This window comes from Micromonospora sp. NBRC 110037 (assembly GCF_001652995.1).
GTDB lineage: Bacteria > Actinomycetota > Actinomycetes > Mycobacteriales > Micromonosporaceae > Micromonospora > Micromonospora chalcea.
Map to the genome: position 1 here is coordinate 441682 of NZ_BBVA01000003.1, position 17981 is coordinate 459662.

Below are 17981 nucleotides of genomic sequence, written 5' to 3' on the forward strand. Positions count from 1 at the left end.
CCGGGGCGCGCCCGGGGCCGGTCCGTCAACCCCCTACGGACCGGCCCTGGGCGTCTCATCCGACAACAATAGTGGCTTTTGTCCGTTTTGCAGGCCGAACCGCCGGTCAGGTGGCGGCGAGCAGCACCGGCTCGGCCATCAGGAAGTAGCCCTGGTCGTCGTCCTCCGGCGTGGCGCTCTCCCGCAGCCGTTCCACGGCGACGTAGCCGTCCACCGCGTACGCCCGGCCCGGCCGCCAGCCGATCCCGTCCCGCCCGACGTCGAGCACGAAACTGGACCGGGTCGCGCCGGTGAGCGGGTCGACAGTGACCAGCTCCCGCCGGTCGGTCAGCAGGTGCACCCGCCCCGGCTCGGTCGCGAGCACCCGGGCCGGGTGGATGTCCGCCCTGCGCCACAGCTCCGCGCCGGTACGCGCCGAACGCCCGACCACCACCGGGCCGGACGTGTCCACCACCCGCTCGCCGTCCAGCACCGTGTCCATCGCGTCCAGGCCCGGCGCGGCGCTCGGCTCGCCCGGGTCGGTCACCAGCCAGCCCTTGCCGCCCGCACCGCCCGGCCCGGCGGTACGCAACCCGCGGCAGCCGGAGTGCCCGTGCGGGCAGCCGACCGGCGTGACCACGAGCTGATCCGGCGCGTCCGGGGGACGCCAGCGGGTCCGCACCGTGCCGGTCGCCGCGTCCCGCAGCTCGACCACGGGCGGCCCCTCGCAGCTGTCCACCCCGACCACATCGCCGCTGGCTGTCGTACCCACGTCGGCCCGGCAGTCGCGGGGCAGGTCGGCGCGCCAGAGCCGGCGCCCGTCGGCGAGGTCGTACCCGCCGACCCCGCCGGGACCCGCCGACACCAGCACGGATCGGCCGGCGGCACGAGCGACGTGCAGCCCGGCCGGGTCCCAGACCGTGCCGGCGTAGGTCCGCCTCGGCTGCGGCACCGACCCCGGCTCCGGGCCGTCGGCCCGCCAGGCGACCCGTCCGGTACGCGCGTCCAGTGCCACCAGCTTCCCGTCGGACCAGCGGCTGACCACCGTGGTGTCCTGGGCGAGCACCCCGGTCAACGTGGCCGGCCAGCGACGGTACGACCAGAACGGGGTGACCCGGTGCCGCCCGGTGACCGGCTGGTCCGCGTACACCTGACGGGCGCCCGCGTAGACGCGCAGCCGGCCGTCGACGACGAGCGGCGCCACCGGCAGCCGCCCGATCACCCCGGCGGTCGGCGCGGGCGCCGCCGGGTACGGCTCCCGGGCGACGGTCTCGACCTCGGCCGGCGCCAGCACCCGGACCACCACGGCGACCGTCGCCGCGACGGCGAGTACCGCCACCAGCGCCACCACGGCCCGCCGCCTCGCGGCCTTCGCCATCCGTCACCTCCGACCCGGCACCCTACCGGCCAGGTCCGGGCCGGGCGCGGCGAGCGGCCAGGTCGGCTCAGGCGGCCTCGGAGGACCGGGCCGGTCCGGCGGCCGACGCCAGGTCGGCCAGGTCGCGTCGGAGCGCGCCCTCCACCGCGCGGGCGGCCAGGCCGCCGAGGATCAGGGCCAACACCCGGCCGTACGGGCGGGTCGGCGCCGCCTCCTGCTCGACCGTGACCTCGGTGCAGCCGCGGCGTCGCCGCTCGACGGTGCGCAGCGTCCAGGTGATGCGGTAGTCCGCGCCGGCGCCGCGCGAGCCGAGCACCAGGCGGCTCGGGGCGACCGCCTCGATCACCTCGAACTCCTCCGGTTCGGCGCCGCCGTCCGGCCGGACGCGGGTCTCCCGCCAGGTCGAGCCGGGCCCGAACCCGCCGGCGCCGAGGACCTCGACCGCGCTCACCGCCGAGAGCCAGTCGGCGCGGGCCGGGAGGTCGGTCAGCAGGCGCCACAGGTCGGCGGCCTGCGCTTCGATGAATGCGGACACCGTGACCGTCGACATGGCACCTCCCGTGTCGTACACGGTACGGGCCGTGACCGGAAACGGGGAGCCTCGCTGTGACATTTCCACCGCCGGTGCCCCGATCGTCGGGGCACCGGGGTGTGGCACTGACGGTCAGCCGCGGAACGAACCGCCCCGCAGCGCGGTGACGAACGCGGCCCAGCCCGGGGGGCTCACCGCGAGCGCCGGGCCGTCCGGGTCCTTGGAGTCGCGTACGCCCACCACGCCGTGCGCGGCGACCACGTTCGTCGCCACCTCGACGCAGAGGCCCTGATCGTTCGAGCGGCTGCTGGTGCGCCAGACGGCGCCGGTCAACTCGGTCATGCTCGTCCTTCCTGTTCGGCTACCCGGGTACGCCCCCCGACCCGGCACCATCGGCGGCTCCGTTCCGGCCGGGAGCCGCCGTCCGGGGCGTACGTGATCCGGAGCGATAAACGCGGAAGGAAACGGCCCCGGTCGCACATCGGGTGCGACCGGGGCCGTTCGGGAAGGCAGAACTCAGCGGGCCGGGAGGATCGTCCCGGTGACCTCGCCCAGCGCGACAGTGGTGCCGTCCGGGCCGGGCGCGGTGGCGGTGATCGTCACCGTGTCGCCGTCCTCCAGGAACGTCCGCTCGCTGCCGTCGGCGAACTTGACCGGCTCGGACCCACCCCAGGTCAGCTCCAGGAACGACCCGACCTGGCCGCGCTCCGGCCCGGAGACGGTGCCGGAGGCGTAGAGGTCGCCGGTACGCAGCGATGCGCCGTTGACGGTGAGGTGGGCGAGCTGCTGCGCCGGGGTCCAGTACATGCCGGCGAACGGCGGCTCGGCGACCCGCTCGCCGTTCCACTGCACCGACAACGTCAGGTCCAACCCGAGGTGCGGCGTGTCGCGCAGATAGTCCTGCACCGGCGGGTCCTGGTCCGGCGCGGGTACGAACGCGTCGGCGAGCGCCTCCAGCGGCGTCACCCAGGCCGAGACGGACGTGGCGAACGACTTGCCGAGGAACGGCCCGAGCGGCTGGTACTCCCACGCCTGGATGTCCCGGGCCGACCAGTCGTTGACGAGCACCACACCGAAGACGTGGTCGGCGAAGTCGGCCACCGGCACCCGCTCGCCCAACCGGCTCGGTACGCCCACCACGAAGCCCACCTCGGCCTCGATGTCCAGCCGTACCGACGCGCCGGTGGTCGGGCCCTGCGCGCTGGCGCGCTGCCCGGTCGGGCGGATCACCGGGGTGCCGGAGACGACCACGGTGCCGGCCCGGCCGTGGTAGCCGATCGGTACGTGCTTCCAGTTCGGCAGCAGCGGCGGCTGGCCGGGCCGGAAGATCTGTCCGACGTTCGAGGCGTGGTGCTCGGAGGAGTAGAAGTCGACGTAGTCGGCCACCTCGAACGGCAGCAGCATCTCGACCTCGCGCAGCGGCATCAGCAGCGGCTCGACCGCCGCCCGGTGCTCCGGCTCGGTGAGCAGCTCGACGACCCGCTGCCGGACCGCCGTCCACTGCGGGCGGCCGAGCGCCATGAAGGCGTTGAGCGTCGGCCGGCCCAGCGCCCCGCCGGCCAGCACCAGACCGGCGGCCTCCGCGCCGGCCAGGTCCAGTGCGAAGTCACCGATGCGGACGCCGATACGCGGCTCGCCCTCGCCGTGCCGGAACACGCCGTACGGCAGGTTCGTCACCCCGTACGGCGACCCCGCCGCCCCTGGTACCCAGGTCATACCGTGCCGGCCGGGCACGCCCTCACGGCCCTCGCTCCGCTCGGTGCGTTCGGTCATGCCTCGAAGCCTCCGTTCACCAGCCCCAGCCGGATCAGATCGGTAAGTGGTTCGGAGATGCTGCACGAGCCGTACCCGACCCAGAGCGGACGCTCGGCGTCGCGGTGCGCCCGCGCCGGCTCGACCACACGGACCGGGTCGGTGGCGGCGAGCAGCTCGGCCACGCCGTCCACCTCGGCGCCCCCGACCGCGGCGAGCGTGGCGCCCAGCACGTTGACGAAACCGTGGTGGTTGAAGCCGGTCTCCGGGTCGCGGTGCCGGATCGCGTGGTGCAGCCCGGCGGTGAGCTTGAACGGCAGCTTACGGTCCCGGCAGGCGCAGATCACCGCGGCCAGCTCGACCGGGGTGGGGAACAGCTCGGCGGCGAGCCCGCCGGTACGGAACTTGGCGGCCACCGGCAGCCCGCCCGCGCGCGCCTCGGCGAGCGTGTCGAGCGCGCCCGTCAGCCCGAAGGTCAGCGGGATCTCCGCGTAGACAGCGGTGCCGTCGAGCTGGTCGGCGAGCGCGACCAGTTCGGACAGCCCGGGTTGCGGGTCCTCGCCGCGCTTGGCGACCGGCGCCTCGATCTGCCGGGCGGTCACCCCGTCGGGCGCGAGCGCGTCCAGCGCCTGCGGGAGCTGGTCCAGGCCGGTGTCGCCGATCAGCCCGATGACCAGCCCTTCGGCCGGGTCCACCAGGCCGCGCAGCGACCCGCGCTGGATCTCCGAGGCGGGCAGCAGCAGCGGGCCGACCATGTCGGCGTACCAGGCGGCGCGGTGGGTGCGGTGCGCGGTCACCGCGTCGGGCAGCGCGGCGTTTCCGGGCGGAAAGACCGCGGCGTCGTCCACCAGGCCGGAGAGGAGGCGGGGCACCTGCGTTGACACGAGACAAGAATGTACGGGACGCTACGAGGAACGGACAACAGCGTCCGATTATCGGACGCCACCGGCCGGAGAACGGGACATATCGGGAGGCGAAATGCCGTACTACCGCAGCGTCGGCGACGTGCCGCGCAAGCGCCACACCCAGTTCCGCCAGCCCGACGGCACGCTCTACGCGGAGGAACTGGTCGGCCAGGAGGGCTTCTCCTCCGACTCGTCGCTGCTCTACCACCGGCACGCGCCGACCGCGATCCTCGCCGCCGAGGAGTTCGCCCCGCCCACCGTCACCCGCGTGCCGAACCTGCCGCTCAAGCCGCGTCACCTGCGCACCCACAAGCTCGACGGCACCGGCGCGGACCCGGTGCTCGGCCGGCAGTACCTGCTCGCCAACGACGACGTACGCATCGCGTACGTGCTCGCCGACCGCCCGTCACCGCTGTTCCGCGACGCCACCGGCGACCACTGCCTCTACCTGGAGGCCGGGTCGATGCGGGTGGAGTCGCCGTTCGGCGTGCTCGACGCGGTCGCGGGCGACTACGTCGTCATCCCCACCTCGACCATCCACCGCCTGGTGCCCACCGGCGACGAACCGACCCGGCTGCTCGCCGTGGAGGCGTCCGGCCACATCGGCCCGCCCAAGCGCTACCTCTCCGTACGCGGACAGTTCCTGGAGCACGCGCCCTACTGCGAGCGCGACGTCCGCGGACCGGACACGCCGCTGCTCGTCGACGGCGAGGAGGTGGAGGTGCTCGTCAAGCACCGCCGCGGGTGGACGAGGTACGTCTACGCCAACCACCCGTTCGACGTGGTCGGCTGGGACGGGCACATGTACCCGTGGGCGTTCTCCATCCACGACTTCGAGCCGATCACCGGGCGGATCCACCAGCCGCCGCCCGTGCACCAGACGTTCCAGGGCCCGAACTTCGTGATCTGCTCGTTCGTGCCGCGCAAGGTGGACTACCACCCGGCCGCCATCCCGGTGCCGTACAACCACCACAACGTCGACTCCGACGAGATGCTGTTCTACACCGGCGGCAACTACGAGGCCCGGCGCGGCTCCGGCATCGAGCAGGGCTCGATCTCGCTGCACCCGTCCGGCTTCACCCACGGCCCCCAGCCGGGCGCGGCCGAACGCTCGATCGGCGCGGAGTTCTTCGACGAGCTGGCGGTCATGGTGGACACGTTCCGCCCGCTCGACCTCTGCGACGCGGCCGCCGACTGCGAGGACGACGGCTACGCCTGGACCTGGGCACGCAAGCCCTGACGTACGCGAGAAGGGGCCGCGCCCGGCACGAACGCGGCCCCTTCGCACGCGGTCGTCAGAACGTGGACGCGTCGATGACGAAGCGGTAGCGCACGTCGGAGGCGAGCACCCGCTCGTACGCCTCGTTGATCTTCTCGGCTCCAATGACCTCGATCTCGGCGCCCAGCCCGTGCTCGGCGCAGAAGTCGAGCATCTCCTGGGTCTCCGCGATGCCGCCGATGTTCGACCCGGCGAACGACCGGCGGGCCGGGATCAGCGAGAACGCGTGCACCGACAGCGGATCCTCGGGCGCGCCCACGTTGACGAGCGTCCCGTCCACCGCGAGCAGCCGCAGGTACGCGTCCATGTCGAGGGTCGCGCTGACCGTGTTGATGATCAGGTCGAACGAGTTGGCCAGCTCACGGAACGTCTCCTCGTCCGAGGTGGCGTAGTAGTGGTCGGCACCGAGCCGCAGCCCGTCCTCCCGCTTCTTCAGCGACTGCGACAGCACAGTCACCTCGGCGCCCATCGCGTGGGCCAGCTTCACGGCCATGTGGCCGAGGCCGCCCATGCCGATCACCGCCACCCGGGTGCCCGGCCCGGCGTTCCAGTGCCGCAGCGGCGAGTACGTGGTGATACCGGCGCAGAGCAGCGGCGCGGCGGCGTCCAGCTCGATGCCGTCCGGGATGCGCAGCACGAAGTCCTCGGTGACCACGATGGCCTGCGAGTAGCCGCCCTGGGTCGGCTTGCCGTCCCGCCCCACCCCGCCGTACGTGCCGGTGCTGCCCTTCAGGCAGTACTGCTCCAGCCCCTTGCGGCAGTTGTCGCACTCCCGGCAGGAGTCGACCAGGCAGCCGACGCCGACCCGGTCGCCGACGGCGAACTTCGTGACCGCCGAGCCGACCTCACGCACCACGCCCGCGATCTCGTGGCCGACCACGATCGGGTAGCGGGTCGGGCCCCACTCGCTGCGCGCGGTGTGGATGTCGGAGTGACAGATGCCGGAGAACTTGATGTCGATGAGAACGTCGTCCGGGCCGAGATCCCGCCGCTCGATGGTGGTCGGGACGAGCGGTTCGGTCGCGGACGTCGCCGCGTAGGCATTGACGGTGAGCACGGGTCCCCGCATTCCTTGAGCCGGTGTTTCCGGTCCTCCTACCCTCTCACCGGCGAGCGAACGCGGTGAGTCCGGCCACCACCGACGCGGTCACCACCCCGGCCAGCGGCCACGGGCTGCCGACCAGCGCGTACACGAGAAGCAGCAGCACCGCGGCGGCGGCCGCCCAGACCGGCACGGCCAGGCCGCGCGACATCGCCTCCCGCAGGCCGGGCCGCCACGTCGCCGGACGCCGCAGCAGCACCGCCACGCCGGCCACCGACAGCGCCGCGAACAGCCGGGACGCGCCGGACGAGGCCGGGGCCAGGACGCCGGCCAGCAGGCTCGCGAGCAGCGACCAGCCGGCCACCGACAGCAGGAGCCGCCGGATGCCGTCGTCCACGGTCCGGACCGGGTCGGGCCGGGCCACCGGCAGGTCCGCCAGCGCGGTCAGGTGCTCCAGCGTCTCGGCGTAGCGGCGTCGCTCCAGCCGGGCCACGCCCACGTCCTGCCCCGCCTCGCCCAGCTCCGGGTCCAGCCGCAGCGCCTCCCGGTAGGCCCGCTCGGCCAGGTCGAACAGTTGCAGCCGCACCGCGACCAGGCCCAGCACCAGGTGCGCCTCCGGCTCCTCCGGGGCCAGCTCGACACCCCGCCACGCCGCGTCCAGCGCCGCCTGCCCGTTGCGCGACGCGGAGAGAATGGCGGCGGCGCTGCGCTGCGCGTACGCGTCGCCCGGACCGCGCGCCAGGATCTCGTCGGCGGTGGCCGCTGCGGGCTTCCAGCGTTCGAGGTCGAGCAGCGCGAAGCCACGGGCCACGAGCACCGGCAGGACACCCCCGGCCGCTTCGGCGGCACGCGTCCCGGACGTCTCAGCGGCAGTGGGCGGCTCGACGGCGGACGTTTCGCCGTCGGCTGTCACGGCGTCCGGAACTGGGGTCACGGCCGTCTCGGCGACGGCCAGCGCCTCCACCGGACGCCCGGCGGCCAGGTGCATCCGGGCCAGCATGGTCAACGCGGGCAGGTGCCCGGGCTCGTCCGCGAGCAGCGCGGTGAGTTCGCCGATGCCCTCGTCGTAGCGGCCCAGCTCGGCGAGGAGATGGGCGCGTTGCAGGTAGCCGTCGGAGGCGGACTGGTCGGGTGCGGCGTCACTCGGCATCCCGGCGAGCGTATCCGCCCCGGCCCACCAGCTGCCGACAGCTCCCGTCGTCAGGAACTCCGGCAGGCGACGCCCGCCCGGCCGCCGCACGTCCCGAGGCTGCACCACCGGCGCAGCCCGCTCTCGTCCAGGAACAACCACCCGCAGCTCCGGTCCGGGCAGGCCCGCACGGTGAACCGGGCCGGATCGGCGAGCAGTTGCGCGCCGCTGAACGCAGCGGCGTGCACCGGCACCCGAAGGCCGGCGGCGAGGTCCGGCCACCAGCGACCGCGTCCGTCGACCGCGCGCCGGAACGCGAGCGTACGGGCGGCGGCCTCGGCGGCCCGGGCGACCGCTTCGAAGGCCGGGCCGTCGTCCGGGTCGACCAGGCTGGCGTAGAGCGCGGCGCGGAGCGTACGGGCCTCGTCGAGCACCACCTCCGCCGCGCCGGGATCGCGCCGGGCGAGGTGAAGCAGACGGTTCATCGACACCTCGTCCACCAGCCCGACATGACCGGCCCAGACAGCAAGGGTGCGATAGCCGCGCAGCCACTCGGCGCCGGGCAACGGGGACTCGCGCCCCCAACCGGCGAGGGTGTTGCAGAAGTCCAGGGCCGGGTGGCCGCCCACGCTCCACGGCAGGCTCTCGTCGTTCACCCGGATCTCGTGCATCGGCCGGCCGACCCGGTCCAGGCGGTCGTCGCCCGCGAGCACCCGCCGCTGCACCTCGCGGAGCCGGGGCCCCGGCTCGACACCGAAGTCGGCCACGAGCAGGTCCCGCGTGGCGCGGTAGAGGCGCAGCGCGTCGGCCCGCCGGGCACCCCGGTACAGGGCGGTCATCAGGACCGCCACGAGGTGTTCCCGCGTCGGGTGCTCGGCGGCCAGCGGCAGCAGTTCGGCGATCGCCCGCGTGTGCTGGCCCAGCGCGAGCTGCGCCTCGGCCCGTAGCTCCACGGCCACCAGGCGCAGCTCCTCGACAGTGCCGTGCAGCCGGTACCGCAGCTCATCGTCCGCCGCGTCGGCGAGCAACGGCCCGCGCCAGAGAGCCAGCGCCCGGTCGAGCGACCGCACCCGCTCGGCGGGATCGGCGGCTCTCCCGGCCCTCCGGACCAGTTCGGCGAACTCGTCGACGTCGACCCGGTGCCCGTCCTCCTCGACCACGTAGCCCTCGCCCCGGGTGCTGATCCGCACCCCGTACGCGTGGAGCGAGCCCCGCAGCCGCCCGACATACGTCTGCACCACGCCCCGAGCGGCGGCCGGCGGCCGGCCGTTCCAGAGCAGGTCGATGAGGCGGTCGGTCGGCACCACGCGCCCCACGTCGAGCAGCAGCATCCCGAGCAGGCATCGCTCCTGGCGTCGGCTGCCGACCTCGACCGGCCGACCGTCGTGGCGGGCCTCGAACGGCCCGAGCAGGCGGAACTCCATACCGAACAGGACCGGTCGATCCGGGCCGGAGGTTGCCGTGCGGCGGTGATCGCATGGTCAGCCGTCCGGTCGTCCGGTCCGCCCGCTCGGAACGGCTCCGCACAGTGCGGTCAGCCCGTGGTGAGCCGGCCCGGCGATCCTGACCGCCCTGACCCCCGACGAGATGGAGAGCGGACATGCGTTTCAGGATGAGCGTCGCGGTGGCGGCGGTTGTGGCAGTGGTTGTCGCGGCGCTACCCGGCTCGGCGACCGCCGCGCCGGACCGGCACCACGGCGTCGGCGCCTGGGAGCCGGCCCCGCAGGCGCCATTCGAGTTGCCCGCCGGCGCGCGATGCGAGTTCGCGGTACGCGTGGAGCCGATCGTGGACGAGGTGCGCAAGTTGACGCTCGCCACGTATCCGGACGGCGCACCGAAGCGGGAACTGTTCACCGGCGCCCTGATCAACCGGGTGACGAACCTGGAGACCGGCGCCACGTCCACCGCTGACGCGAGCGGCACCTCGCTCGTCGACTACCGCACCGACGGCTCGATGACCTGGTACGTGACCGGGCCGGTGCTGCTCGGCTTCCGGGAGAACGCCGGCACGCTGCCGAAGGGGCTGTGGATCGTCGACGGCCAGTTCCGGGTGGAGTTCTCCCCCACCTACGACAAGACCATCACGATGCTCCACGGCACGACCCACAACGTCTGCACCGACGTTGACTGATCGGGTGACGCGGTGACCGGCGTCCCCGGTCACCGCGTCAGCCGGCCGGGGCCTTGTAGACCAGGGCCACCGCGATCCCGGCCAGTCCTTCCCCACGCCCGGTGAAGCCGAGGCCGTCGGTGGTGGCGGCGGAGACGGTCACCGGCGCGCCGACCGCCTCGGAGAGCACCCGCTGCGCTTCCTCCCGGCGCGGCCCGATCTTGGGGCGGTTGCCGACGACCTGCACCGACACGTTGCCGATCTGGAAGCCCGCCGCCCGTACCCGGCGCGCGCTCTCGGTCAGCAGCGCCACCCCGGAGGCACCGGCCCACTCCGGCTGGTCCACCCCGAAGTTCGCGCCCAGGTCACCCAGGCCGGCGGCGGAGAGCAGCGCGTTGCAGGCGGCGTGCGCCGCCACGTCGGCGTCGGAGTGACCGGCCAGGCCGTCCTGGTCCGGCCAGTGCAGGCCCGCGACCCAGCAGGGCCGCCCGGCCGCGAACGCGTGCACGTCGGTGCCGACGGCCACCCGAGGAACGATCATGACCAGAGGGTACGCGCTGCGCCTTGACGGCCGCCCGGGCTGTGGTTAGCTTGGTTTCTGTACGCCCCAGTGTCGCCTCTGCCTCGCGCATGCGCCTGGGGCTCTTTCTTGCCGTCGGCGCGCCGGACAATCCGCCGCGATCGTCACGCTTAGCATCCAGTCCGTGACGCCACACCCCCATGCGCGAACCGTGCATCACTGGATCTCCCTCGGCAGGTTCCATCCCTATCTGGCTGCCGCCGGTGGCGACGAGAGCAAGGCCTGTGAGCTTTACGAGTGGAGCGTCGCCCTGACGGGCGCGTCGTTCGAGGCGTTTCACTACGTCGAGGTCGTCACCCGCAACGCGATAGATCGGGAGATGAGGGCGCACCTCAACGAGCCGGGCCGCGGTATCCCATGGTTCCTTCTGACGGTCAGCGGTAAGCGCCAGGTGCAGGATGGAATCGATCGAAACGTCTCCGAGGTCCGCGCGCGCTTGCGTCGAGAGCACTCCCAGAAGGAAACCCGCGACCAAATCATCGCGGGCTTGAGCTTCGGCTTCTGGGTCTCGATGTTGGGTTCGGAGCACGAGCAACTCTGGCGGGAGGCCCTGCACCGCGCCTTCCCCTACTCGTCCGGCAAGCGCCACGATGTCGCCAGCGCCATGAATGCCCTCCGGGTGTTCCGCAATCGGCTGGCTCATCATGATTCGCTTCTCGCCACCGACGTGCCGTTCCGCCTCAGCCAGATGATCGATGTCGTCGCGTGGGCGGACCCGGACGCCGCCCGCTGGCTCAGGAGGATCGAGCGGGTGACCGAGGTGCACCGACTGCGCCCAGCCGCCCGCAACGACACCGTGGTGGTCCCCGCCAGGAACGCATGGGGGCTCTATCAGTCTACGCGAGCGTACGTCTGCCAGGCGGGCAGATCATTTCAACCTGTGGATCATCTGGCCTTCTACTCTCAGCGCCAGATCCTTCCAGAGGTGCCCAAGATTCTCTTTCGGCTCGACAACGTCGATTGGACAGTCGGTGAGGTGAACCGGCTCCGAGCGACGGGCGAACGGCGCGACGCCCTCCTCGCCGACATCATCGAGGTCAGCCGCAAGCAGGGGTGGACCGAAGGGCGCTATCAGGTATTCGGCCTCACCGCGCCAGGTTCGGCTGGCCACCTGACGCTACCGACGCCCATCCCGCATCACAGCCGAGGCAGAGGTAGCGCCTTCACCCAGGGTCAGCGGTATGTCGTCCGAGACCGCCTGCGCCGGGCTCGATCCACCGCCGACCTGTGAGGAGTACGTCAGACGCCGGTGGACAGCAGGTGTTCGGCCAGGGACAGGTCGAACGGGCGGGTGATCTTCAGGGCCAGCTCGGAGCCGGGTACGCAGCTGACCGCGATCCCCTGCTTCTCGACCAGCCCGGCGTCGTCGGTGAGCGCGTCACCCGCCGACCGGTGGGCCGCGAGCAGTACCGAGCGGCGGAAGCCCTGCGGCGTCTGGACCGCCCGCAACGCGGACCGGTCGACGGTGCCGAGCACCCGCTCGGCCGCGTCGACCTCCTTGACGGTGTCGACCACCGGCAGCACCGGGATCACCGCGTCGTGCCCGTCGCGGACCGCCGCCGCCACCGACTCGACCAGGCCCGGCGGGGTGAGCGCACGGGCGGCGTCGTGCACCAGGACGATCTCCGGACCGGCGGGCACCGCTGCGAGAGCCGCCGCCACCGACGCCTGGCGCTCGGCGCCACCGGGCACCACTGTCACCGGCGCCACGGGCGCCAGCATCGCGCGTACCGCCTCGACCTCGGTGGCCGGTGCGGCCACCACGATCGTGTGCACCGAGGGCGCGGCGGCGACCCGGCGGACGGCGTGCACGAGCAGTGGTTCACCGGCGAGCGGGCGGAGCGCCTTGGGGGCGCCGGGTCCGAGGCGTACGCCGGCACCGGCCGCAGGAACGAGGACCGCGACGTCACCGCGCGGATTGAGCTGCGCGGTCACGTCGCGGTCCTCGGATTCGTTCGCTGCGGGGTGGGTAGAGGCAGAGGTGTGGATCAGGCCTCGGTCAGCACCTTGTCGAGCAGCGTCTCGGCCTCGTCCTTGGTGCTCTTCTCGGCCAGCGCGACCTCGCCGACGAGAATGTCACGAGCCTTGGCGAGCATCCGCTTCTCGCCCGCCGACAGGCCCCGCTCCCGCTCCCGGCGCCACAGGTCGCGGACGACCTCGGCCACCTTCAGCGGGTTACCGGAGGCCAGCTTCTCCAGATTCGCCTTGTAACGCCGCGACCAGTTGGTCGGCTCCTCGGTGTGTGGTGCACGGAGCACGTCGAAGACCTTGCCCAGGCCCTCTTCGCCAACCACCTCGCGCACACCCACGATCTCGGCGTTCTCGGCGGGAACCCGGACCGTCAGGTCACCCTGTGCGACCCTCAGGACGAGGTATTGCTTGGGCTCGCCCTTGATGACCCGAGTCTCGATTGCCTCGATGAGTGCGGCCCCGTGGTGGGGGTAAACAACGGTCTCGCCGACACTGAAAACCATAGGTTCGAAACCCCTTTCGCTGTGTCTAGGGTAACACGCTCAGGCACCGATGTCTCACCGCTGTCCTGACCGTTGGCGCAGCTCAGGGGCCCTGTGAGAGGTATTTCTTCAGCTTGACAGGCGGCCAAACCGATGGTTTCAACACGCTCCGTGAGGATCACGTGACAACCCGGTAAGGGGTGACGGGAGCGTCCAGATCTAGGGCAATGCGCTCCTTCCATGGTAGCTCCGCAAGTCCGTCCGCGCCCAGGTGTGGCGTTACGGCGGCCGGTGCGGGACGCTGGGAGAGGACGCGACGTCCGCTCACCGAGACGTTCCTGGGGGTCCGATGGGCGTGCCTGACGCTGACGGCCAGGGGCCGCCGGACGGGCTCCCCGGCCTGCCCCCGGAGTGGGGCCGCGTGGTCGTCCCGGACGACGCCTCGGCGCTCGCCGACGAGGCCCGGCAGGTCCGCCGGGAGCTACGGCGGGCACGAACGGCCGCCGGCCGGCGCACCGGCTCACTCCGCCTCGGACTACCGGCGCTGATCCTGCTCGTATCGGTGCTGATCACACTCGCCGGCCTCGCGGCGGTCACCTGGCCACGCGCCACCCGGTCCGGCGCACCGACAGTGCTCCCCCACGGCGGCGGCGCAGCGCCGCAACCGGTCGGCCCGCTTCCCGCGCTGGACCTGGTCGGCGCAGACGACGTGCCGGTGCCGCTGCGCAGCATGCTGCCCGCCATGATCATCCTGACCGACGCCTGCGCCTGCGCCGAGCAGGTCACCGCGGCGGCCGGAGCCGCCCCGCCCGGCGTCACGGTGGTCACCGTGACCGCGGGCCGGCGGGCCGGCTCGGCGAGCGTCCCGGGGGTACGCCCACTCGGCGACCCGGCCGGCGGGCTGCGCTCCTACCTGCACCTGTCCGCCCAGCCCGGCATCGCCCCGGCGCTGCTGGTGGACCGGCAGGGCGCGCTGGTGCGGGTGGTGCCGGAGCTGGGCCCGCTGTCGGACTACCGGGCCGACCTGGCCCGGCTGGCCGGCTGAACGACCGTCAGTAGAGCGCCTCGAGCCGGGCGTCCAGGTCGGCCCGGCCCCTTATCGCGACGAACCGCATCTGCACCAGCTCGCCACTGCCGCCCACCACCGGCACGTCCAGCTGCCCGCCGCAGCGCAGCGCCCGCCGGAACTCGTCGTCCCCGAGGCCGGAGACGAGTACGACGACCAGCCCGTCACCGGCGCAGCTCACCGACAGCCGGTAGTTGTCGCCCCGCGTGGGCCGTACCTGCCGGACGACAGGCGGCCCGCCCGGCGTCAGCCGGGACCTCTCCCGCCACACGACGTGCGACACCTGGAGCAGACGCGTCGTGCCGTCGTCCTCCACCCGTATCACCACCGAGCGGTCCGGCTCGGCACGCGGCACGCGGCGGTTGTCCAACGCCGCTTCGCGCCCGGCGCGTGGCACCGGACGCGCTTCGCCCGTCGACGGGTCGACCCGCCAGTTGCGCGGGGCCAGATCCACGCTCGCGGGCGCGGCCGACGTGGCCGGGCCGGGCTGCGGGGCCGCCGACCGCCACCAGGCCGAGCCGAGCAACAGCGCCAGGACGGTCAGGCCGGCCAGCAACGCCCGCCCGTCCCGCTCCTCGGAGGCCATGCGGGCAGCGTATCGGCGCGGCGCGACCGGGGCGACCCGTCAGCCCACGCGTTCCAGCAGCGCCGCGTAGAGCGTCAGCCCCGGCCCGAACGCGAGCATCACCACCCAGCGCGGTGGTGACGGCTCCGTACGCCACAGCCGGTCCAGGATCAGCAGCGTCGTCGGGGACGAACAGTTGCCGTGCTCGGCGAGCGTCCCCCGGGAGGCGGCGAGCCCGTCCGGCGGCAGCGCCAGCTCACGCTCCACCACGTTGAGGATCCGCGGCCCGCCCGGGTGCACCGCCCAGCCGTCCACGTCGGAGCGTTCGCACCCGTGCCGTGCCAGCAGCTCGTCGACCAAGGTCCGCACGTGCCGGGAGAGGACCTGCGGCACCTTTGGCGACAGCCCCATCCGGAAGCCGGTGTCGGTGACGTCCCACGTCATGTGGTCGGCCGTGGAGGTGTCGGTGACCGAGGTGACCTCGCGCAGCGCGTACCCCCGGCCCCCGGGGACGACCACGGCGGCGACCGCGGCGTCCGAGAACAGCGCGTGGGAGACGATCTGCTGGGTGTCCACCCGGGCGCCCGGCGGCTGGATGTGCAGGCTGGTCAACTCCGCGCAGAGCAGCAGCGCGGGACGCCCCCGGGCGGTGACGAAGTCGCTCGCCGCGCCCAGCCCGGGCAGGGCCGCGTAGCAGCCCATGTGCCCGACGAACATGCGCTGGGTGCTCGGCGACATGCCGAGGTCCCGGGCGAGCAGGATGTCCAGCCCCGGGGTGGCGTACCCGGTGCAGGAGCAGACGATGAACATCCCGATGTCGGCGGCGTCCAGGCCGGCGGCGGTGAGCGCCCGGCTGACCGCCTCCTTGCCCAGCGGCAGCGCCTCGACCTGGTAGCGGCGCATCCGGCGCTCGGTCGGCCACTCCGAGACGTCCTCCAGCAGCGGGTTGACCGCCGCCTGCCGCCGGGTGACGCCCGAGTTAGCGAAGATCCGCTGCGCCAGCGCCCGGGTGTTCCCCTGGAAGTGCCCCGCGAAGAAACCCGTCCACAGCTCGTCCTGGTCCGCGCCCGGCGGATGCGCCGTACCCAGGCCCGCGATCACCGGCATGCCCACGTCCCCCACCCCTCCCTCATCTCTCGCACCAACCCTGGTCACCCGGCAGCCTTTCGTTCGCGACTGCGGGGCTCGCAAAACCGGCTCGCTCCTCGCGCTTCACCAACGAGGGAGCGCGCTGTCCCGGTCCGGGTCGCCGCCGAGCGCGGCGATGCCGAGCCAGTCGGCGCACACGTCGGACGTGGCCGGGTGCAGCGAACCACAGCGGGCGTCCCGGTAGAGCCGCTCCAGCGGATGCCCGCGCCGGGTCGCCGAGGTGCCGGCCGCCTCCAGCATCGAGGCGGCGACCTCGGCGGCGGTGGTGCCGGCCAGCAGCTTGGCCCGCCACACCCAGCGGTTCGTCTCGGCGTCGCCGGGCGCCTCGTCGACCCGGCGGGCCGCCTCGGCGACCACCAGTTCGGCGGCGGCGGTGGCCGCGTCCGCCCGGCCCAGGCGGGCCCGCACCGCGGGCAGCCCGGCGAGGTTGCGGGCGTTGAGGTGCTCGGCGGCCGCGTCGATCGCGGCCCGGGCCACGCCCACGTAGACCGCCGCGTAGCTCGCCACCAGCCAGTGCGGCATGAGCTGCGCGACCACCAGAGCCAGCCCCTCGACGCCGCCGAGCAGCCGGTCGGCCGGAACCGTCACGTCCAGGTGCACGTCGTGCGACGAGGTGGCCCGCATGCCGAGCGAGTCCCAGGTGGGCTCCACGGTGATCCCGTCCCCGGCCGGGACCAGGAACTGCGACACCACCGACTGGTCGGCGGCGCTGCGGGCAGCCACCAGGTAGCCGTCCGGGTGGCCGGCGCCGGAGCAGAACGTCTTGCTGCCCTTGATGTGCCAGCCGCCCTCGACCGGCTCGTAGACGGTGCTGAGCTGCGACAGCCGGGCACCGGCGCCGCGTTCGCTCATCGCCACCGCGTACCAGGCGCCGTCGGCCGCCGCGCGCAGCAGCCGGTCCCGCGCCGCAAGCGCCTCATCCGGTACGCCGAGCGCCTCGGCCAGTTCCTCGGTGACCGCGCCCAGCGCGCCGGTGACCGAGGCGTGCATGTTGAACACCAGCGCGGTCGCGCCGTTGCCCCGGGCCAGTTCGGTGGCGACCGCCGCGTACTCGGCGAAGCTCGCGCCCGCGCCACCCAGCTCGGGCGGCACCATCAGCCCGAACAGCCCGGCCGCCCGCAGGTCCGCGAAGTCTTCCACGGGGAACGAGCCGTCGCGGTCGTGCCCGGCCGCGCGGGCGGCCAGTCGCGGCGCCAACCGGCGGGCCGCCTCCAGCGCGTGCACAGTCATGTCGCCCCCTTCTCGGCGTCCCTTTACCCCGGGCGGCCCCGGCTACCCGCCCCGGCGCCCCCAGCCCTGGTACAGCACCGCCGCCGACCGGGTCGGCACCATGCGCGGCTCGGTCCTCGCCGGACGGTCGCCGCCGCGCATGCGGCGCAGCAACCAGGCAAGCGTGCCGCCCAACTCCGGGCGGACCCCGCGTACCTCGAGCGACACGCCGTGCCGGGCGCACTCGGCGACGAGCGCGCGGGCGTCGACGAACAACCGGGGGTCGTGGATGCCGCGCGGCACTGTGGGCAGCCGTTCGCCCAGCTCCACCGCGACCAGCCGGGCCAGCAGCGTGTCGTTCAGCGTGTCCAGCACCAGCAGGCCGCCGGGCTGCAGCAGCCGGCACGCCTCGGCGACCGCGCGCCGCCAGTCCGGCACGTGCTCCAGCACCTCTCCGGCGGAGACCACCGCCGCGCAGGCGTCGGTCAGCGGCACCGCCGTCGCGTCGCCCTGGACCGCTGTCACCCCGTGGTCGGCGGCCTGGTCCAGCGCGGAGCGGGTCAGGTCCACCCCGACGTGGCGGTAGCCCTTGCCGGCCAGGTGCGGGGCCAGCAGCCCGGCGCCGCAGCCCAGATCGACGAGCAGCTCGTCCGGCGTGGACGCCGGTGGCACCAGCGCCGCGCGCGCCCGCGCCAGCCAGTGCAGCATCGCGAACGCGCCGTCCGGCCGCCACCACTCGTCGGCCAGATCGTCGTACTGCCGGGGGTCGTTCGGCGGCAGCACCCGGTGCGGAGTGGACACCCCGGGCACGTCAGGCATGCGTCGAGCGTGGCACGACTGCCCGGTAACGACC

19 protein-coding genes are annotated in these 17981 nt (G+C 73.5%); 4 read left to right on the plus strand and 15 right to left on the minus strand.

Features of this window, described 5'->3' with window-relative positions; translation table 11 throughout:
- Nucleotides 1–106: 106 nt before the first annotated feature.
- From A4R25_RS12060 to A4R25_RS12080, 5 genes are all read right to left on the minus strand, one after another.
- The gene (locus tag A4R25_RS12060; protein WP_064446758.1) at nucleotides 107–1357 is read right to left on the minus strand and encodes a PQQ-binding-like beta-propeller repeat protein; all 1251 of its coding nucleotides are present in this window, start codon (nucleotides 1355–1357) and stop codon (nucleotides 107–109) included.
- A gap of 67 nt (nucleotides 1358–1424) precedes the next feature.
- Nucleotides 1425–1907, minus strand: coding sequence for an SRPBCC family protein (locus A4R25_RS12065; protein WP_064446759.1), 483 nt, complete (start codon nucleotides 1905–1907; stop codon nucleotides 1425–1427).
- 114 nt (nucleotides 1908–2021) lie between these two features.
- Nucleotides 2022–2231, minus strand: a complete 210-nt coding sequence (locus A4R25_RS12070; protein WP_043327931.1) for a DUF397 domain-containing protein — start codon at nucleotides 2229–2231, stop codon at nucleotides 2022–2024.
- A gap of 174 nt (nucleotides 2232–2405) precedes the next feature.
- On the minus strand, nucleotides 2406–3605 hold the full coding sequence (fahA, locus tag A4R25_RS12075; RefSeq protein ID WP_064446856.1) for a fumarylacetoacetase: 1200 nt from the start codon (nucleotides 3603–3605) through the stop codon (nucleotides 2406–2408).
- 53 nt (nucleotides 3606–3658) lie between these two features.
- Nucleotides 3659–4525 carry a hypothetical protein gene (locus A4R25_RS12080; protein WP_064446760.1) on the minus strand — a complete coding sequence of 289 codons (867 nt, stop codon included), beginning with the start codon at nucleotides 4523–4525 and terminating at the stop codon, nucleotides 3659–3661.
- A gap of 94 nt (nucleotides 4526–4619) precedes the next feature.
- Between A4R25_RS12080 and A4R25_RS12085 the strand changes: the two genes are divergently transcribed.
- The gene (locus A4R25_RS12085; RefSeq protein ID WP_043327929.1) at nucleotides 4620–5786 is read left to right on the plus strand and encodes a homogentisate 1,2-dioxygenase; all 1167 of its coding nucleotides are present in this window, start codon (nucleotides 4620–4622) and stop codon (nucleotides 5784–5786) included.
- Between the two features lie 55 nt (nucleotides 5787–5841).
- Here A4R25_RS12085 and A4R25_RS12090 read toward each other — a convergent pair whose 3' ends face one another.
- The 3 genes from A4R25_RS12090 to A4R25_RS12100 are packed head-to-tail and all read right to left on the minus strand — an operon-like array spanning nucleotide 5842 to nucleotide 9420.
- Nucleotides 5842–6882 (minus strand): NAD(P)-dependent alcohol dehydrogenase, encoded by a 1041-nt coding sequence (locus tag A4R25_RS12090; protein ID WP_064446761.1) that lies wholly within the window; start codon nucleotides 6880–6882, stop codon nucleotides 5842–5844.
- 46 nt (nucleotides 6883–6928) lie between these two features.
- Nucleotides 6929–8017: a lipopolysaccharide assembly protein LapB gene (locus tag A4R25_RS12095; protein ID WP_064446857.1), complete on the minus strand. Its 1089-nt coding sequence runs from the start codon at nucleotides 8015–8017 to the stop codon at nucleotides 6929–6931.
- Nucleotides 8018–8067: 50 nt separating this feature from the next.
- Nucleotides 8068–9420: a BTAD domain-containing putative transcriptional regulator gene (locus A4R25_RS12100; protein ID WP_064446762.1), complete on the minus strand. Its 1353-nt coding sequence runs from the start codon at nucleotides 9418–9420 to the stop codon at nucleotides 8068–8070.
- A gap of 176 nt (nucleotides 9421–9596) precedes the next feature.
- Between A4R25_RS12100 and A4R25_RS12105 the strand changes: the two genes are divergently transcribed.
- Nucleotides 9597–10127: a hypothetical protein gene (locus A4R25_RS12105; RefSeq protein ID WP_043327926.1), complete on the plus strand. Its 531-nt coding sequence runs from the start codon at nucleotides 9597–9599 to the stop codon at nucleotides 10125–10127.
- A gap of 37 nt (nucleotides 10128–10164) precedes the next feature.
- Here A4R25_RS12105 and ispF read toward each other — a convergent pair whose 3' ends face one another.
- Nucleotides 10165–10647 (minus strand): 2-C-methyl-D-erythritol 2,4-cyclodiphosphate synthase, encoded by a 483-nt coding sequence (gene ispF, locus A4R25_RS12110; protein WP_064446763.1) that lies wholly within the window; start codon nucleotides 10645–10647, stop codon nucleotides 10165–10167.
- 163 nt (nucleotides 10648–10810) lie between these two features.
- Between ispF and A4R25_RS12115 the strand changes: the two genes are divergently transcribed.
- Nucleotides 10811–11917: a hypothetical protein gene (locus A4R25_RS12115; protein WP_197494894.1), complete on the plus strand. Its 1107-nt coding sequence runs from the start codon at nucleotides 10811–10813 to the stop codon at nucleotides 11915–11917.
- A gap of 8 nt (nucleotides 11918–11925) precedes the next feature.
- On the opposite strand, the gene ispD is transcribed toward A4R25_RS12115, so the two are convergent.
- Nucleotides 11926–12621 (minus strand): 2-C-methyl-D-erythritol 4-phosphate cytidylyltransferase, encoded by a 696-nt coding sequence (gene ispD, locus A4R25_RS12120; protein ID WP_064446765.1) that lies wholly within the window; start codon nucleotides 12619–12621, stop codon nucleotides 11926–11928.
- A 53-nt stretch (nucleotides 12622–12674) separates the two neighbouring features.
- The gene (locus tag A4R25_RS12125; RefSeq protein ID WP_007073334.1) at nucleotides 12675–13160 is read right to left on the minus strand and encodes a CarD family transcriptional regulator; all 486 of its coding nucleotides are present in this window, start codon (nucleotides 13158–13160) and stop codon (nucleotides 12675–12677) included.
- 328 nt (nucleotides 13161–13488) lie between these two features.
- Here A4R25_RS12125 and A4R25_RS12130 point away from each other — a divergent pair, with 328 nt between their 5' ends.
- On the plus strand, nucleotides 13489–14184 hold the full coding sequence (locus A4R25_RS12130; RefSeq protein WP_043327922.1) for a hypothetical protein: 696 nt from the start codon (nucleotides 13489–13491) through the stop codon (nucleotides 14182–14184).
- 7 nt (nucleotides 14185–14191) lie between these two features.
- Here the strand turns inward: A4R25_RS12130 and A4R25_RS12135 are convergent, their stop codons facing one another.
- From A4R25_RS12135 to A4R25_RS12150, 4 genes are all read right to left on the minus strand, one after another.
- On the minus strand, nucleotides 14192–14791 hold the full coding sequence (locus A4R25_RS12135) for a hypothetical protein (RefSeq protein WP_064446766.1): 600 nt from the start codon (nucleotides 14789–14791) through the stop codon (nucleotides 14192–14194).
- Nucleotides 14792–14830: 39 nt separating this feature from the next.
- Entirely contained in the window at nucleotides 14831–15877 is a 1047-nt protein-coding gene (locus tag A4R25_RS12140) for a type III polyketide synthase (RefSeq protein ID WP_205798899.1), read from the minus strand.
- Nucleotides 15878–15982: 105 nt separating this feature from the next.
- Nucleotides 15983–17149 carry an acyl-CoA dehydrogenase family protein gene (locus A4R25_RS12145; protein ID WP_043327919.1) on the minus strand — a complete coding sequence of 389 codons (1167 nt, stop codon included), beginning with the start codon at nucleotides 17147–17149 and terminating at the stop codon, nucleotides 15983–15985.
- A 42-nt stretch (nucleotides 17150–17191) separates the two neighbouring features.
- Nucleotides 17192–17947 carry a methyltransferase domain-containing protein gene (locus A4R25_RS12150; protein WP_064446767.1) on the minus strand — a complete coding sequence of 252 codons (756 nt, stop codon included), beginning with the start codon at nucleotides 17945–17947 and terminating at the stop codon, nucleotides 17192–17194.
- Nucleotides 17948–17981: the final 34 nt, after the last annotated feature.

Coding starts and splice junctions, on each gene's coding strand:
- A4R25_RS12060 (WP_064446758.1), bottom strand. CDS start 1,357: ATGGCGAAGGCCGCGAGGCGGCGGGCCGTGGTGGCGCTGGTGGCGGTA.
- A4R25_RS12065 (WP_064446759.1), bottom strand. CDS start 1,907: ATGTCGACGGTCACGGTGTCCGCATTCATCGAAGCGCAGGCCGCCGAC.
- A4R25_RS12070 (WP_043327931.1), bottom strand. CDS start 2,231: ATGACCGAGTTGACCGGCGCCGTCTGGCGCACCAGCAGCCGCTCGAAC.
- fahA (WP_064446856.1), bottom strand. CDS start 3,605: ATGACCTGGGTACCAGGGGCGGCGGGGTCGCCGTACGGGGTGACGAAC.
- A4R25_RS12085 (WP_043327929.1), top strand. CDS start 4,620: ATGCCGTACTACCGCAGCGTCGGCGACGTGCCGCGCAAGCGCCACACC.
- A4R25_RS12095 (WP_064446857.1), bottom strand. CDS start 8,017: ATGCCGAGTGACGCCGCACCCGACCAGTCCGCCTCCGACGGCTACCTG.
- A4R25_RS12100 (WP_064446762.1), bottom strand. CDS start 9,420: ATGGAGTTCCGCCTGCTCGGGCCGTTCGAGGCCCGCCACGACGGTCGG.
- A4R25_RS12105 (WP_043327926.1), top strand. CDS start 9,597: ATGCGTTTCAGGATGAGCGTCGCGGTGGCGGCGGTTGTGGCAGTGGTT.
- ispF (WP_064446763.1), bottom strand. CDS start 10,647: ATGATCGTTCCTCGGGTGGCCGTCGGCACCGACGTGCACGCGTTCGCG.
- A4R25_RS12125 (WP_007073334.1), bottom strand. CDS start 13,160: ATGGTTTTCAGTGTCGGCGAGACCGTTGTTTACCCCCACCACGGGGCC.
- A4R25_RS12130 (WP_043327922.1), top strand. CDS start 13,489: ATGGGCGTGCCTGACGCTGACGGCCAGGGGCCGCCGGACGGGCTCCCC.
- A4R25_RS12135 (WP_064446766.1), bottom strand. CDS start 14,791: ATGGCCTCCGAGGAGCGGGACGGGCGGGCGTTGCTGGCCGGCCTGACC.
- A4R25_RS12140 (WP_205798899.1), bottom strand. CDS start 15,877: ATGCCGGTGATCGCGGGCCTGGGTACGGCGCATCCGCCGGGCGCGGAC.
- A4R25_RS12145 (WP_043327919.1), bottom strand. CDS start 17,149: ATGACTGTGCACGCGCTGGAGGCGGCCCGCCGGTTGGCGCCGCGACTG.
- A4R25_RS12150 (WP_064446767.1), bottom strand. CDS start 17,947: ATGCCTGACGTGCCCGGGGTGTCCACTCCGCACCGGGTGCTGCCGCCG.